General features: G+C 68.1%; 11 protein-coding genes. 2 read left to right on the top strand and 9 right to left on the bottom strand.

The window, feature by feature from the left end; all coding sequences use genetic code 11:
• Position 1 precedes the first annotated feature (1 nt).
• The 3 genes from ABD658_RS00940 to ABD658_RS00930 are packed head-to-tail and all read right to left on the bottom strand — an operon-like array spanning position 2 to position 3,169.
• Complete coding sequence (locus ABD658_RS00940; protein ID WP_344683497.1) at positions 2 to 973, bottom strand: carbohydrate ABC transporter permease; 972 nt, start codon at positions 971 to 973, stop codon at positions 2 to 4.
• Positions 966 to 1,925, bottom strand: coding sequence for a carbohydrate ABC transporter permease (locus tag ABD658_RS00935; protein ID WP_344683499.1), 960 nt, complete (start codon positions 1,923 to 1,925; stop codon positions 966 to 968). The genes ABD658_RS00940 and ABD658_RS00935 overlap by 8 nt, the downstream gene beginning before the upstream one ends.
• Before the next feature lie 2 nt (positions 1,926 to 1,927).
• Positions 1,928 to 3,169 carry an extracellular solute-binding protein gene (locus ABD658_RS00930; protein ID WP_344683501.1) on the bottom strand — a complete coding sequence of 414 codons (1,242 nt, stop codon included), beginning with the start codon at positions 3,167 to 3,169 and terminating at the stop codon, positions 1,928 to 1,930.
• Positions 3,170 to 3,353: 184 nt separating this feature from the next.
• Between ABD658_RS00930 and ABD658_RS00925 the strand changes: the two genes are divergently transcribed.
• Positions 3,354 to 3,797 carry a Fur family transcriptional regulator gene (locus ABD658_RS00925; RefSeq protein WP_344683503.1) on the top strand — a complete coding sequence of 148 codons (444 nt, stop codon included), beginning with the start codon at positions 3,354 to 3,356 and terminating at the stop codon, positions 3,795 to 3,797.
• A 47-nt stretch (positions 3,798 to 3,844) separates the two neighbouring features.
• On the opposite strand, the gene ABD658_RS00920 is transcribed toward ABD658_RS00925, so the two are convergent.
• The 6 genes from ABD658_RS00920 to guaB1 form a co-directional block, all read right to left on the bottom strand.
• Positions 3,845 to 4,798 (bottom strand): metal ABC transporter permease, encoded by a 954-nt coding sequence (locus ABD658_RS00920; RefSeq protein WP_344683505.1) that lies wholly within the window; start codon positions 4,796 to 4,798, stop codon positions 3,845 to 3,847.
• On the bottom strand, positions 4,795 to 5,790 hold the full coding sequence (locus ABD658_RS00915) for a metal ABC transporter ATP-binding protein (RefSeq protein WP_344683507.1): 996 nt from the start codon (positions 5,788 to 5,790) through the stop codon (positions 4,795 to 4,797). The genes ABD658_RS00920 and ABD658_RS00915 overlap by 4 nt, the downstream gene beginning before the upstream one ends.
• A complete protein-coding gene (locus ABD658_RS00910) occupies positions 5,783 to 6,787 on the bottom strand; it encodes a metal ABC transporter substrate-binding protein (RefSeq protein WP_344683509.1) in 1,005 nt (334 codons plus the stop codon). The genes ABD658_RS00915 and ABD658_RS00910 overlap by 8 nt, the downstream gene beginning before the upstream one ends.
• Before the next feature lie 140 nt (positions 6,788 to 6,927).
• Positions 6,928 to 8,004 carry a hemolysin family protein gene (locus tag ABD658_RS00905; protein WP_344683511.1) on the bottom strand — a complete coding sequence of 359 codons (1,077 nt, stop codon included), beginning with the start codon at positions 8,002 to 8,004 and terminating at the stop codon, positions 6,928 to 6,930.
• Entirely contained in the window at positions 8,001 to 9,407 is a 1,407-nt protein-coding gene (locus tag ABD658_RS00900; protein WP_344683513.1) for a hemolysin family protein, read from the bottom strand. The genes ABD658_RS00905 and ABD658_RS00900 overlap by 4 nt, the downstream gene beginning before the upstream one ends.
• Positions 9,408 to 9,657: 250 nt before the next feature.
• Positions 9,658 to 11,163 carry a GMP reductase gene (gene guaB1 / locus ABD658_RS00895; RefSeq protein WP_344683515.1) on the bottom strand — a complete coding sequence of 502 codons (1,506 nt, stop codon included), beginning with the start codon at positions 11,161 to 11,163 and terminating at the stop codon, positions 9,658 to 9,660.
• Positions 11,164 to 11,474: 311 nt separating this feature from the next.
• On the opposite strand from guaB1, the gene ABD658_RS00890 reads away from it, so the two are divergent.
• Entirely contained in the window at positions 11,475 to 15,353 is a 3,879-nt protein-coding gene (locus ABD658_RS00890) for a multifunctional oxoglutarate decarboxylase/oxoglutarate dehydrogenase thiamine pyrophosphate-binding subunit/dihydrolipoyllysine-residue succinyltransferase subunit (RefSeq protein ID WP_344683517.1), read from the top strand.
• Positions 15,354 to 15,400 lie beyond the last annotated feature (47 nt).

The following is a 15,400-nucleotide window of genomic DNA, read 5'->3' as shown; positions in this document are numbered from 1 at the left end:
CTCACCCCTTGATCCCGGAGGACATGCTCAGCGAGCTGACGAAGTACTTCTGGGCCACCAGGAAGAGGATCAGGGTCGGAATCATCGCCATCACCGCCGAGGCCATGAGCTGCCCTGTTCGGTCGTACTCTGCCAGCATGTTCTGCAGCAGCTGGAGCCCTGCCGTGATGGGCATCTGGTCCACGTCGTTGAACACGATCAACGGCCAGAGGAAGTCGTTCCAGGAGCCGGTGAAGGCGAACAGGAAGATGACGATGAGGATCGGCCGGATCATCGGCAGCACGATCCGGAAGAAAATCTGGAAGTCGCCGGCACCGTCGATGCGCGCGGCGTCGTCCATCTCCTTGGGGATCCCGGCGAGGAAGGCCCGCACCAGGAAGATGTTCGCCACTCCCGCCAGGCCGGGGACGATCATCGCCCACGGAGAGTTCACCCATCCCAGTCGGGACACGATCTCGTAGAGGGGAATGAGGTTCGCGATGACCGGGAACAGCGAGATGGCCAGCAGCGTGAAGAACAGGACGTCCTTGCCCGGGAAGTCCAGACGGGAGTATCCGTAGCCGGCGATGGACACCACCACGACGGTCAGCAGCGCATGCATGGTGGAGATGAACATGGAGTTCCAGAACCACCGCAGCACCGGGTACCCGGCCACATCGTTGAGCAGCGAGACGTAGTTGTCGGCCACCCATTGGGCCGGCAGCAGCCGGAAGGACTCGAAGGCGAACTCGGTGGGCGATTTGAAGGAGGTGGACAGGGCGAAGACCACCGGCAGGAGCCAGATGAGGGCCAGCGCCAGCAGCACCACGTAGGTGATGGTCAGGGCCAGCTTGGAGCGCATGGGGCTGCCGAGGTTCGAGCCCTTCCCCGGCCGAGGACGCCCCGTCACCGGGTGCGGCTGCCCGGGGACGCCATCGGCGCCGCCACGTCCGGGCGCCCGCTGGTCGGTCTGGATGACGGCCGTGTCAGACATCGGTCCTCCTGTACATGATGAAGAACTGGATCGCGGAGATCGCCATGAGCACCAGCCCGAGGAGCACGGCCATGGCGGAGGCGACGCCCGCAATCGAGGGACCGCCGCCGAAGGCCAGGTCGCGGACCTCCATCATCAGCACCGTGGTGCTGTCGGCGGGACCGCCGTTCGTGAGCATCAGCGGCTGGGCGAAGACGTTGAAGGAGACGGTGGTGGTCATCACCGTGGTGTAGAGCAGCGGCAGCCGGATCGAGGGCAGCGTGACGTTGAAGAAGGAGCGCACCGCCCCGGCGCCGTCGATGGAGGCCACTTCATAGAGCTCCTGGGGCACGGCGGAGATCGCCGAGCGATAGATGATGAGGTTGCCCCCGATGCCGGCCCAGACGGTGAGCACGAAGATCGTCGTCCAGGCCCAGGGCTGAGTCGTCGTGAAGCTGATGTCCGTGCCCAGATAGTGGTTGATCGGCCCGAACTCGCGGTTGAACACCAGGTTCCAGGCGATCGCCGCGGCGGAGACCGCGATCAGGCCGGGCACGAAGAAGATGCCCTGGAAGACATTGGCTCCCCGCAGGTCCTTGCGGGACAGCATGACAGCCAGCACCAGGGGCACAGCGATCAGCAGCGGAACGCCCACGACCACGAAGAGGATCGTGTTCCACAGGCCGTTCATGAAGATGCGGTGGAAGGCGTGGTCGGTGTCGAAGAGAACCCGGAAGTTGTCCAGGCCGACCCACTGCGGATCCCCGATGAGGTTCCACTGCGTGAAGGCCACGTAGATGCCGAAGCAGGCCGGGAAGAGCCCGAAGACGGCGAAGAGGACCAGGTGAGGCCCCATGAAGGGAATCACGCGGAACCAGGCCCGCAGGCCCTGCGGGAGACGGCTCGGCGGCCGGGTCGCGCGGCGGTCTCCGCCGCGCTGCGCTCGTGCAGTCGTGGTCGTGGTCGTGGTCATGGTCATGGTGCCTCCACCATCTCGATGCGGGCCCGGGTGGTCTCGTTCATCCGCTCGACGGCCTGCTCGATGCTGTGCCGTCCGAAGGCCACGTTCGGCGTCTCGTCCCAGATCGCCTCCCCGACGTAGGGGGCGTACTCGAAGTTGTCCGTGACCAGCAGCTCCTCGTTCTCCGGACGGGTGAAGAAGGACTGGGGGTGATCCTGGTAGGCCTCGCTGTCGAACGTGTCCCGACTGGCCACGATCTGCCCCGCCTCGGCCCAGCCCAGCGAATGGGTGCGGACGAACTCCAGGAAGTCCGCGACTGCTCGATCCCGCTCGGGATCGCGGTCGTCGTCGGCCATCTGGACGAAGGCATGGGACTCGAAGTGGTTCACGGCGTTCACCGGATCGATCTGCATGCTGTGCGTCAGATCCCAGCTGAAACCCTCGACGTCGTCGTGGCCGCTGATCTCCCAGGTCCCGGAGGGGTGGAAGAGCGCACGTCCGCTGCGGAAGACCTGGGCGGAGTCAGCGTCCTCCGGGGCCATCAGCCCGGCCTCCTGCATGCCCTGGATGGCTTCGAGGGCCTGCACATAGGGCTCCGCAGAGAAGTCGATGTCCTCGGCGCCGTCCCCGACGCCCTCGCCGATGTTGTACTGCCAGTTGTAGACCAGCAGGGGGGCGAAGAAGGTCGTCGTCGCGTACACCCCTTCAGGGAGCTGGCCCTCGAGATCCATGATCTCCTCGACCGTGACGAGATCGTCATCGAGGATGTGCTCGAGATCCAGGTCCTCCAGGAGTTCATCGTTGTAATACGTGACCAGGCCATGGAGGTCCAACGGCACCGCCCATTGCGCCCCGTCATACTCCCCCGCCTGCCAGGCCGGCTCCAGGTAGTTCTCCGCGGTGAGCCCGGACTCCATCTCCAGGAGCGGCTCGATCGGCGTGAGGATCTCGTTGCTCGCCAGCTCCGCAATGGCCAGATTGTGGACGAGCACGACATCGGGGATGTCAGCACCAGCCCGGGCCACCGAGTACATCCGCATGTACATGTCGTCCCGCGGCGCGGGTTGGAAGGAGACCGGAATCTCCGGGTCCGTGGCGTTGTAGTCGGCGACGATCTGCTGCATGAAGCGACCGTCGTCCCCGCTGAGCAGGTTCCAGAACTGGAGCGGCTCCTCGCCTTCTCCCTCGCCGCAGGCCGCCAGCGGCAGCACCAGGGCTGCGGCGGCGAGTCCGGCCAGGCGGGATCGTCGTCTCATGAGCTTCCCTCCGACGTGTTGTGCAGACCACAATGATTTATCGATAAAGTATTGGAGGTCACATACCGGAGTCAAGGGTGCGAGGGAGTCAGCTCGTCCGCCCGGCGCCACCCGGACGCCCCGTGAGCCGCTGTTAGGCTGGAGGGATCCCTGAGACCACCTCACCCGAGCGAGGACGAGACCTGTGACTGCTGAGAACGCGACGACGCCCCCTGTGCGGGGGCGCTCCACCCGCCAGAAGCGGGCCGTCTGGGCCGCACTGAACTCGCTCGAGGACTTCGTCAGCGCGCAGGACCTGCACCGCATCCTAGAGGACCGCGGCGAGAAGGTCTCTCTGGCCACCGTCTATCGGATCCTGCAGGCCCATCAGGAGGAGGGCCTGGTGGACGTCCTGCGCCCGGACGACACCGAAGCGGTGTATCGGCTCTGCGCCCGCGACGAGCACCACCATCATCTGGTCTGCCGCGGCTGCGGGCTGGCAGTGGAGTTCGAGGCGCCCGACATCGAGGATTGGACGGAGGCGCTCGCGCAGCACCACCGGTTCACCGACGTGCGGCACACCCTCGAGATCTTCGGCCTGTGCGAGACCTGCGCGGCACGGCAGGCGCAGCAGGCCAGCACGGCCTGACACGCCCCAGAGCGTCGCCGCACTGAGCACCTCAGAAGGAGTGAGCGTCAGGCCCGCACAGGAGCCGCCGGCGACGTCGAGGCAGGCTCCTCACCGATCGCCCCGCCGCCTCCGGGACGGCCGCCGTCCGGGGCCGCCATGACGCGCGCCGCCTGCTGCTGACGTCGAAGGCGTCGCCCGCGGCCGACGAAGAGGCACACCAGATAGATCAGGAACGAGATCGTGGTGATGTAGGGGCTGATCGGGATCTGACCGGTGACAGCCAGCATGATTCCGCCGACGGCGGAGACGAGCGCGAAGACCATCGAGAGCGCCACTGCCAGCCCCGGGCGAGCGGTGACCTTCAGGGCCGCCGCAGCGGGGACCACGAGCAGAGAGAGCACCAGCAGGGCACCCACGACCTGGACGGACATCGCCACTGCGCCGCCGAGCAGCACCATGAACACCAGCGAGAGGATGTTCACCGGCACTCCCCGGGCCTGCGCCAGCTGCGGATCGATGGAGGCGAACAGCAGGGGACGCCAGAGGAACGCCACCACGGCGGTGATCACCAGCGCCCCGGTGACCAGCGTGCGGGTCTGCATGTCGTCCACACCGACGATCTGCCCGGTCAGCAGGCCGAACCGGTTGGCTGACCGGCCTTGATAGAGGGACAGGAACAGGATTCCCAAGCCGAGACCGAAGGGCATCAGGACACCGGTCACTGCACTGGTGTCCTTGTCCTTGAGGCTCAGCACGCCGATCAGCAGAGCCGTGCCCACCGCACCCATGGCGGAGCCCAGCACGACGTCGAGCCCGATGAGCAGGAAGAGCGCCGCTCCGGCGAAGGAGATCTCCGCAATCCCGTGGACCACCAGGGCGGTGCGCCGGAGCATGATCAGCACACCGATGACGCCGCCCATCAGTCCCAGGACGGCCGCGGTGATGACGGAGTTCCGGACCAGACCGAACAGTTCCCAGTAGCCGTCGACGCTGAACGAGGAGGTGATCTGTTCGATCATCGGGCGGCCCCTGTGCTCCGGTCTCGTGACACGTCGGCGGCTCCGTCGCGCGAGGCGGCGTGCGAGGCGGCGTGCCGGTGCGTCTCATGATCGTCGTCGTGGACGTGCGGCCCGACCCCGACCCGCGGGTCCTCCGGTGCGAAGCCGGCGCCGCCGGCCGCGTGCTCGACCGTGGCGTCCGCACCGTGCCCAGGAGCGCAGTGATGCCCTTCCAGGTGATGGGACATCACAACCAGCCGTCCCTGATGCTCGATGACGTCGATGGGTGCGTCGTAGAGCTCGCTGAGCACCTCGGAGCGCATGACCTCGCGGGTCGGGCCGATGCGGTGCCTGCCGCGGGCGATGTAGAGGACCCGATCCACATGCTCGATGACCGGGTTGATCTCATGGGTGACGAAGACCACCGCCGCACCGCGCTCCGCCGCCTGGCGCTGGATGAGGTCGGTGATCGCCTGCTGATGATGCAGGTCCAAGGAGTGCAGGGGCTCGTCGCAGAGCAGCACGGCGGGGTCGGACGCCAGGGCCTGGGCCGCACGCAGACGCTGCTGCTCACCCCCGGACAGCAGCCCGACAGGCATCTCGGCGTAGTCGGTGGCGCCGACCTGCTCGAGAAGGCGGTCCACCTCGCGGCGCTGCTCGCGCGGGCGCATCCGGAAGCCGAAGCGGTGGCCGTCCAACCCGAGGGCGACCAGATCGCGAGCCCGCAGCGGCGTCTCCGCGGGCAGGGCATGCTGCTGGGGGATGTAGCCGACGTCGCTGCTGCCCCGGTGTACGGGACGGCCGGCCACCCGGACGTCCCCGGCGGTGAGGCGCTGCAGCCCGAGCAGGACCTTCAGCAGCGTGGACTTGCCGGCCCCGTTGGGGCCGAGCACGGCGAGGAACTCTCCCGGAGCCAGATCGAGGTCGAGCCCTTCCCACAGCGTGCGGCCGTGGAAGGCGATTCCGGCGCCGCCCAAGGACAGTGCCGGGGTGACCCCGGCGCGATCACTCACCGGCGGCCTCCACGATCTCTTGGACTTGGTCGATGTTGTGCTCCATCCACTCGAAGAAGTCATCGATGTCGTCAGGCAGCGTCTCGGAGAACTCAAGCACCGGGACACCGGCCTCCTCCGCCGCCTGGCGGATCTGCAGGGACTGGTTGGTCTCAGTCTGCTCGTTGTAGGCCAGCATGTCGATGTCCTCACCGGTCGCTGTGTCGAGGGCATCCTGGTAGAGGCGCGGAGCGACGTCGTCACCATGCTCGACGGCCGCGAGAAACTGCTCCTCGGTCAGGTCCTCGAAACCGGCGTCGAGCAGCAGGAACTGCGAGACGGGCTCCGTGGCCAGGTAGCTGAGCCCGTCGGCGTCGAGGGCTCGGTTCCGCTCATCCAGCTCCTCGATCTGCTGGGCGGTCGACTCGGCGTTGTCCGCGTAGAGCTCGGCGTTCTCCGGGGCAAGCTCACCCATGTGCTCGCCGAAGTCGCGGACGACGTCGGCCATCAGAGCCAAGTCGTACCAGACGTGCTCGTTCTCGTAGTTCCCCGTCCACTCATGGTCGTGATGGTTCTCCCCGTCGATGACCTGATAGACGAGGTCGTCCTTGTCGGCGGAGGAGGCCAGCCGGGTGATGAAGGGATCGTAGCCCCCACCGTTGGCGATGATCACGTCCGCCTGCTCGATGCTCAGGCGGTCCTGGGGAGTGGCCTCATAGGAATGCGGGTCCATGGCCGGGTTGTCCACCATGGCATCCACCTCGGCGGTGTCACCGACGACCTTCTCCGCCAGGTCGGAGTACACGTCGGTGGAGGCGATGATGACCAGGCCCGTGTCCTCACCGTCGCTGGAGCCAGCGTCGTCAGCGGTCTCGCCGCCGCCCCCGCAGGCCGTCAACGTCAAGGACGTCGCCGTCAGCACCACCAACCAGGCCAGCGCCCCGCGGCACCGGAGCCGACGTCGACGGTGGGGGCTTGTCACGACGGGGACGACGTCTGCGGAACGGCTCTGAGTCATGGTCGGGCTCTCTGTCTCGCGGCATGGACCGGACGGGCGGCTGCACGCCCGCGGCGCACTACAGCGTACGCCTGCTCGATGTTGAGAACAAATCTCATCTGCGCACTGAGTGCCGTCCTCTGTGGTCCGCCCGCACGCCCTCAGCCGTCCTCGCCGACCCGGTGCCGGCGGCGTGAATCCCGAGACTGGGTGGCGTCGTGGATCTCCCCCACCAGCACCTCCAGGACGTCCTCCAGGAAGAGCACACCCCGCGTCTCGCCGCCGGCGTCGATGACACGGGCCAGGTGTGAGCCCGTGCGTTGCATCTGGGCCAGACAGTCCTCGATCTCGTCCGCCGGGGCCATGTTGCCCAGCGATCGGACCGCCGTCACCGGCATGGGCTCCCCCACCTGGGACTCGGGCAGGCTCATCACGTCCTTGAGGTGGACGTACCCGGTCATCTCACCGCCCCCGTCGACGACGACGAAGCGCGAGAAGCCCGTGCGTCCCACCGCCTTCTCCACCTGCTGCGGTGTGACGTCGGCCGGCACGGTGACCACATCCTCGACAGGAACCATCACAGACTCCGCCGTGTAGTCGCCGAAGACCAGGGCACCGGCGATGACGCCGGCGTCGTCATGGACCGTCCCCCCGCGGGTCGACTCGGCCACGATCGACTGCATCTCCTCCAGCGTGAACGTCGAGACGACCTCGTCACGGGGGGTGACGCCGAACAGACGCAGCACGAGATTCGCCGAGACGTTGAGCAGGACGATCACCGGCTTGAGCATCCGATAGAGGACGACCATCGGAGGCGCCAGCATGAGCACCGCGCGGTCCGCCACGGAGACGGCGAAGTTCTTCGGCACCATCTCCCCCAGCGTCACATGGAGGAAGGAGACGATCACCAGCGCCACCAGGAAGGCCGCCACGGAGGCCGCCGTCGGGTTCAGGCCCAGCCACATCAGCGGCTCGGTGAGCAGATGATGGATGGCAGGCTCGGAGACCTGCAGGATCAGCAGCGAGCAGACCGTGATGCCCAGCTGAGCGATCGCCAGCATCTGCGAGACGTGCTCCATGGCATAGAGAGCGGTCCGCGCGGCCGTGGAACCGCCCTCCGCCTTCGGTTCGATCTGGCTGCGTCGAGCGCTCATCACCGCAAACTCGCCGGCGACGAAGAAGGCATTGCCCGCAAGCAGGAGGACCAGCCAGACGATCCCCATCACGTCGGAGATCATCGCGGGTCACCTCCGTTCCGGTCGGCGGCGGCGCGCATGTGCTCCGCACGCTCCGCCGCTGCCCGCCGGACACGCTCAGCGGCGGCCTCGGCGGCTATCCGCCGGGCCTCGGGATCGGGGACGAAACGGATCCTGTCGATCCGGCGCCCGTCGACCCCCGCGACGACGAGCCTGCCCCCTTCGACCTCGGTCTCGTCACCCACGCCCGCCACGCGGCCCAGGCGGTCGAGCATGAAACCCGCAGCGGTCTCGTAGGCCGGGCCCTCAGGGATGTCCAGTTCGAGGATCTGGGGGTTGATCTCATCGGGGCGGAGCAGCCCCGGGAAGTACCAGTCTCCGTCAGCGGCCTGGAGCACTCCGGGCGTGAGCCGGTCATGCTCGTCGGCGACCTCACCGACGATCTCCTCAATCAGGTCCTCCAGGGTGACGACGCCTGCCGTGCCCCCGTACTCGTCGACGACGACGGCGACCTGCAGCGGAGCCTCCCGGAGCACCGAGAGCAGCGAGTCCAGATGGATGGTCTCAGGGATCCGCGTGATCTCGGTCATCACGGTCGCGGCCACCAACCCGGCGCGCTTGTCACGCGGCACGGCCACGGCCTTCTTCAGATGGGCGATGCCACGGACGTCGTCCACGGACTCCCCCAGCACGGGGAACCGGGAGTAGCCGGTGCGCCGGGCGACATCGATGAGCTCGGTCAGCGGGGCCTCTGCGTCCACGGTCACCATACGCGGCCGCGGCGACATCACGTCCGCGGCTGTGCGCTCCGAGAACCGCAGGGTCCGGTCCAGATAGGCCGCGGTGCCCTCGTCGAGGGTGCCCAGCATGGCGGAGCGGCGCACCATCGAGGACAGCTCCTCCGGGGTGCGGGCTCCCGAGAGCTCCTCCTTGACCTCCAGGCCGAAGCGGTGGAGGACCTGGTTGGAGAATCCGTTGAGCACCACGATCAGCGGGCGGAAGATCGCGGTGAAGACCAGCTGCGGGCGGGCCAGTGCGCGCCCGATCACGAAGGACTCGGCGATCGCGAGGTTCTTCGGGACCAGCTCGCCGATGAGCATCGTCACCAGGGTCGCGACCGTCATGGCGATCGTCAGCGAGACGGCACCGACCGCCTGGTCGGGTACGCCCAGCACGTCCAGCGGACCGGCCAGCAGGGCCCCGAGGGCCGGTTCGGCCACATACCCGGTCAGCAGCGTGGTGAGCGTGATGCCCAGCTGGCAGCTCGAGAGCTGCGTGGACAGCGACTTCAGGCAGCGCATCAGCGGCACCGCCCGGTGATCGCCGTCGTCGATGGCGCGCTGGACCGTCGGCTGGTCGAGGGCTACGAGGGAGAATTCGACGGCGACGAAGAATCCGGTGCCCAGGATGAGCAGGAGTCCGACGCCCAGGAGAATCCATTCCACGGGGTCAGCTGCACCTCCGCGACTCCGCGGACCGGCGTACGGACGCCGGAGCACGGTCGGGGAGGCGGGGTGGTCCGGAACGGCTGCGGGCCGAGGCCCTGCAACCGGTGGACGGGACCGGAAGGCGAGCAGGAACAGTGAGAATCAGGCGCGAGCCCGGTTGTCGACACTCCATAAGACTTCGCAGTGTAGCGCGGGACGCCGGGGCCGCACCACTGCGTCCCCCGGCGCTGCGCCTCCGCCGCCCGGATCACCACGTCGTGGGGACCGGCTTGCCCTCCTCGTAGCCTGCCGCCGACTGCACACCTGCGACCGCCTGCTCGCGGAAGCGCGGCAGATCCCGGGCGCCCGCATAGGTCATCGACGAACGCACCCCGGCGGTGATCGAGTCCAGCAGGTCCTCCACACCCGGCCGCTGCGGGTCCAGGTACATCTTCGAGGTGGAGATCCCCTCCTCGAAGAGACTCTTCCGAGCACGGGAGAAGGCGTCCTCACCGGCGGTGCGATGCTGGACGGCCCGGGCGGAAGCCATGCCGTAGCTCTCCTTGTACCGGCGCCCGTCGGCTTCGGCGATGAGATCACCGGGGCTCTCGAACGTCCCGGCGAACCAGGAGCCGACCATGACCTGCGAGGCACCGGCGGCCAGCGCCAGTGCGATGTCCCGCGGGTGCCGCACACCGCCGTCCGCCCAGATGTGCCGTCCCAGCTCGCGGGCCGCGGCCGCACATTCGAGCACCGCGGAGAACTGCGGCCGCCCCACGGCCGTCATCATGCGGGTGGTGCACATCGCCCCGGGCCCCACCCCGACCTTGACGATGTCCGCGCCGGCGGCGACCAGGTCGCGCACCCCCTCAGGGGTCACCACATTGCCCGCGACCACGGGGACCGTAGGACCGCCCTCGGCGTGGGAGTCCACCACGGCGCGGACGGCCCGCAGCGCCTCGAACATCTTGCGCTGGTGGCCGTGGGCGGTGTCGACCACCAGCACGTCCACACCAGCGTCGAGCAGCGACTCCGCCCGCCCCGCGACATCCCCGTTGATCCCGACGGCGGCGGCGACCTTCAGCCGTCCCGCCGAGTCCAGGTTGGGGGCGAAGAGGGTGGAGCGCAGCGCACCGCGCGGCGTCAGCACGCCGGCCAGGGTGCCGTCGGAGGTGGTCACCGGCGCGTAGTCGCAGCCGAGCTCGTCCATGGCCAGGAAGGCCTGCCGGAGCCCGGCGTCCAGAGCCTCGGCGTCCTGGGCGCCGGCCTGCTCCTGAAGCCCCAGCTCGGCCGTGGTGAACCGCACCTGCGGCATGCGCATCACCGAACCGACGGAGGAGAAGCGGTCGCGTCCCTCGCCGTCCTCGGCGGTGACGATCCCCGCCAGGCGCAGGTCCTCGTCCACCACGCAGACCGAACGATGGTTCCGCTTGTCCAACAGGTGCAGCACGTCGAGGATCGTGTCCTGGGGGCCGACCTTCAGCGGCGTCTCGAAGACCGGGTGGCAGGACTTCACCCATTCGGTGACCTGCCGGATCACCTCCAGCGGGATGTCCTGAGGCAGCACTCCGAGTCCGCCGCGGCGCGCCATCGTCTCGACCATGCGCCGGCCGGTCACCGCCGTCATGTTCGCCGCGACCAGCGGAATGGTCGATCCGGTGCCGTCGTCGGCAGAGATGTCCACCTCCATCCGCGACATCGCCTCGGACCGGGAGGGGACGAGGAAGACGTCGGCGTACGTCAGGTCGGTGGTGGGCTCGTTGAGGAACTTCATGGGGGTGGTCGTCCGCCCTTCGGGGTCTCGCGCTCGCGCCGCGGGGACACCGCCCCTCAGAGGACGTGTCGCACGGCATCAGACACGATACCGCGCACGGTGGCGGCTCCGTCAGGAAAGTCACTATGCTGGGACGAGGTGACCGAGAGGGTCTCCGGCCAGCCGGGGCGAGAGCCCGGCGGACGGCGAGGACGCCGTCGTCGTGACCCTCCTGGTGGGAATATCGCACCGCCGGCCGAGCATCTCGGCCGGACATGCACGCGCACGGTGCGGCGAACCGACACAACACATATGGAAGAGGCGTATCCACAGTGCCAGAGCTAACGTCCAGCCGTCTCGCGGAGGAGTTCCCCGGAAACGAATGGTTGGTCGCCGACATATACGACAAGTACAAGGCGGACCCGGACTCCGTGGACCGCAAGTGGGCTGACATCTTCCGTCGACTCGAGGGCGAGTCCCCCGCCGAAGACGCTCAGGCAGGCAACGGCGCCTCCGGAAGCTCCGCCTCCGCCTCCTCCGCCTCGTCGACCCCGGCCGGCGGCTCCGGCAACGGCACCGCAGCCGAACGTCGGGCCGCTGCGACGAACCAGCAGAACTCCCGGCAGGAGAGCACCCCGATGACGGCCACGCCCGCCGAGCCGGAGCACCAGCAGAAGCCCGCCACGGAGAAGTCCCCCACCGGCACCCGCCCCGTGGCGCCCAAGCAGCCCACCACCAAGAAGTCCAAGGACTCCGGCACCACTCCCATCCCCTCCGAGCCCTCCGACTCGCGGGGCGACGAGGCGCCGAAGGAGACGAAGCAGGACGAGGTCACCGTCCTGAAGGGGATGTCCAAGGCCATCGCCGCCAACATGGACGCCTCCCTGTCCGTGCCGACGGCGACCACGGTGCGGGCCGTGCCCGCGAAGCTGCTGATCGACAACCGCGTGGTCATCAACAACCACCTCAAGCGCACCCGGGGCGGCAAGGTCTCCTTCACCCACATCATCGGCTACGCCATGGTCAAGGCGCTGCGCGCCCACCCGTCGATGAACGTCACCTACACCGTCAAGGACGGCAAGCCCGCCGCCGTGCAGCCCGCGCATGTGAACTTCGGGCTCGCGATCGACATGCCCCGGCCCGACGGCACGCGCGCCCTGGTGGTGCCCAACATCAAGGGCGCCGAGGACATGAGCTTCACCGACTTCTGGGCGGCCTACGACGACGTCGTCAAGCGCGCCCGGGACAACAAGCTCACGCCCGACGACTACGCCGGCACCACGGTCTCCCTGACCAACCCCGGCGGCATCGGCACCGTGCACTCGGTGCCCCGGCTCTCCCAGGGGCAGGCCTGCATTGTCGGCGTCGGTGCCCTCGAGTACCCGGCCGAGTTTCAGGGCGCCTCGGAGAAGACGCTGAACAAGCTCGCCGTCTCCAAGGTCATCACGCTGACCTCCACGTATGACCACCGGGTGATCCAGGGCGCCGGCTCCGGCGAGTTCCTGAAGACCATCCACCAGCTCCTCCTGGGCGAGGACGGCTTCTACGACGAGATCTTCGAAGCGCTGCGCATCCCGTACCGTCCCGTCCGCTGGTCGGCTGACATCCAGGTCAACCCTGAGGACCAGATCAACAAGGTCGCCCGGATCCAGCAGCTGATCCACGCCTACCGGGTGCGCGGCCACCTCATGGCCTCGGTGGACCCGCTGGAGTACCGGATGCGGGAGCACCCGGACCTCGAGATCGAGTCTCACGGCCTGACCCTGTGGGACCTGGACCGCGACTGGCCCACAGGAGGGTTCGGCGGCAAGCAGATGCTGCCGCTGCGCAACATCCTCGGCGTGCTGCGGGACACCTACTGCCGCAACACGGGCATCGAGTACATGCACATCCAGTCTCCGGAGGAACGCCAGTGGTTCCAGGACGAGATCGAGCACCCCTACTCGAAGCCGTCGCGTGACGAGCAGTTCCGCATCCTGGGACGCCTCAACGCCGCCGAGGCCTTCGAGACCTTCCTACAGACGAAGTTCGTCGGGCAGAAGCGTTTCTCCCTGGAGGGCGGCGAGTCGCTGATCCCGCTGATGGACGTGATCCTCTCCGAAGCCGCCGACGAGGGACTCGACGAGGTGGCCATCGGCATGGCGCACCGAGGTCGTCTCAACGTCCTCGCCAACATCGCGGGCAAGACGTACGCGCAGATCTTCCGCGAGTTCGAGGGCCGCGAGGCGGGCATCGGTTCGGGCGACGTGAAGTACCACCTCGGCACGCGCGGCTCGTTCACCTCTGACCGTGGCAATTCGACCAGCGTCTACCTGGCTGCGAACCCCTCCCACCTGGAGGCGGTCAACCCGGTGCTCGAAGGCATCGTGCGTGCCCAGCAGGACCGCCTGGACAGAGGACCCGACGGCCTGAGCTCCTTCTCGGTGCTGCCGCTGCTGGTGCACGGCGACGCCGCGTTCGCCGGGCAGGGCGTGGTCGCCGAGACGCTGAACCTGTCCCAGCTGCGCGGCTACCGCACCGGCGGCACCGTCCACGTGGTGGTCAACAACCAGGTCGGCTTCACCACCGCGCCGCAGTCGGGCCGTTCGATGACCTACTGCACGGACATGGCCAAGGCCATCCAGGCCCCGATCTTCCATGTCAACGGGGATGACCCGGAGTCGGTCGCGCGTGTGGCCTCGCTGGCCTTCCAGTACCGGCAGCGGTTCAACAAGGACGTCGTGATCGACCTCGTCTGCTACCGCCGCCGTGGCCACAACGAGGGCGACGACCCGGCGATGACCCAGCCGAAGATGTACAACCTCATCGAGGCCAAGCGGTCGACCCGTCGGCTCTACACGGAGAATCTGGTCGGTCGTGGCGACATCACCCAGGACGAGGCGGACCAGGCTCTGCAGGACTTCCGCCAGCGCCTGGAGCGTGTCTTCACCGAGACTCACGCGGCCCAGACCCAGCCGGTCTCGACCGTCAGCGTGCCCAGCGGCGGCGGCGACATCGTCGCCCCGACGGCCTCGGAGCTGGAGGAGGACACCCCGATCCGGGCTGCGGACGACACCGCGGTCTCCGAGGAGTCGCTGGCACACATCGGCGAGGTGCACACCAACATCCCGGACGGCTTCACCGCCCACCCGAAGCTGAAGTCCCTGCTGGAGAAGCGGGCGAAGATGGCCCGCGAAGGCGGCATCGACTGGGGCTTCGCCGAGATCGCGGCCTTCGGCTCGCTGCTGATGGAGGGCATCGAGGTCCGCATGGCCGGTCAGGACTCACGGCGCGGTACCTTCGTCCAGCGGCACGCGGTGTTCCACGACCGGGTCAACGGCGACGAGTGGTACCCGCTGAAGAACCTGACCGAGGACCAGGCGCGGTTCTTCATCTACGACTCGCTGCTCTCCGAGTATGCGGCCCTGGGCTTCGAGTACGGCTACTCGGTGGAGAACCCCCAGGCCCTGGTGCTGTGGGAGGCCCAGTTCGGCGACTTCGTCAACGGCGCGCAGACGGTGATCGACGAGTTCATCGCCACCGCCGAGCAGAAGTGGGGCCAGCGCTCCTCGGTCGTGATGCTGCTGCCGCACGGCTATGAGGGCCAGGGCCCGGACCACTCCTCCGGTCGGCCGGAGCGCTTCCTGCAGCTGTGCGCGGAGGACAACATGACCGTGGTCATGCCCTCCACCGGTGCGAACTACTTCCACCTGCTGCGCCGTCAGGCGGTGGCACGGCCCCGCCGGCCGCTGGTGGTGTTCTCCCCCAAGCAGCTGCTGCGTCTCAAGGCCGCCGCGAACTCCGTCGAGGACTTCACCACCGGCACCTTCCGTGAGGTCATCGGAGACGACGGCGTCGACAAGTCCGAGGTCAAGCGCGTGCTGATCACCTCGGGGAGGCTGTACTACGACCTCGTGGCCACGCGGGCCAAGCACGACGACCAGACGACGGCGATCGTGCGGCTCGAGCAGCTCTACCCCCTGCCGGTGGACCAGCTGCGCGAGGAGCTGGACTCCTACCCCGCCGACGCCGAGTTCATCTACGCGCAGGACGAGCCCGTCAACCAGGGTCCCTGGCCCTTCCTGGGGCTCAGCCTGGTGCCGCTGCTCGACCAGGAGCTTCAGCTGGTCTCCCGCGGGGAGTCCGCGGCCACGTCCGTCGGTCAGGCCCGGCGTCACGCCAAGGAGCTGGAGACGCTGCTCGCCCAGGCCTTCCCGCACCTGGACCTGTGAACGACGATCGCCGCTGAGCGACGGAGGCCGCCGACCCGGAGACCGGG

The sequence above is a fragment of the Nesterenkonia aethiopica genome, assembly GCF_039534665.1.
GTDB lineage: Bacteria > Actinomycetota > Actinomycetes > Actinomycetales > Micrococcaceae > Nesterenkonia > Nesterenkonia aethiopica.
This window is presented reverse-complemented; position numbering and strand designations above follow the sequence as displayed.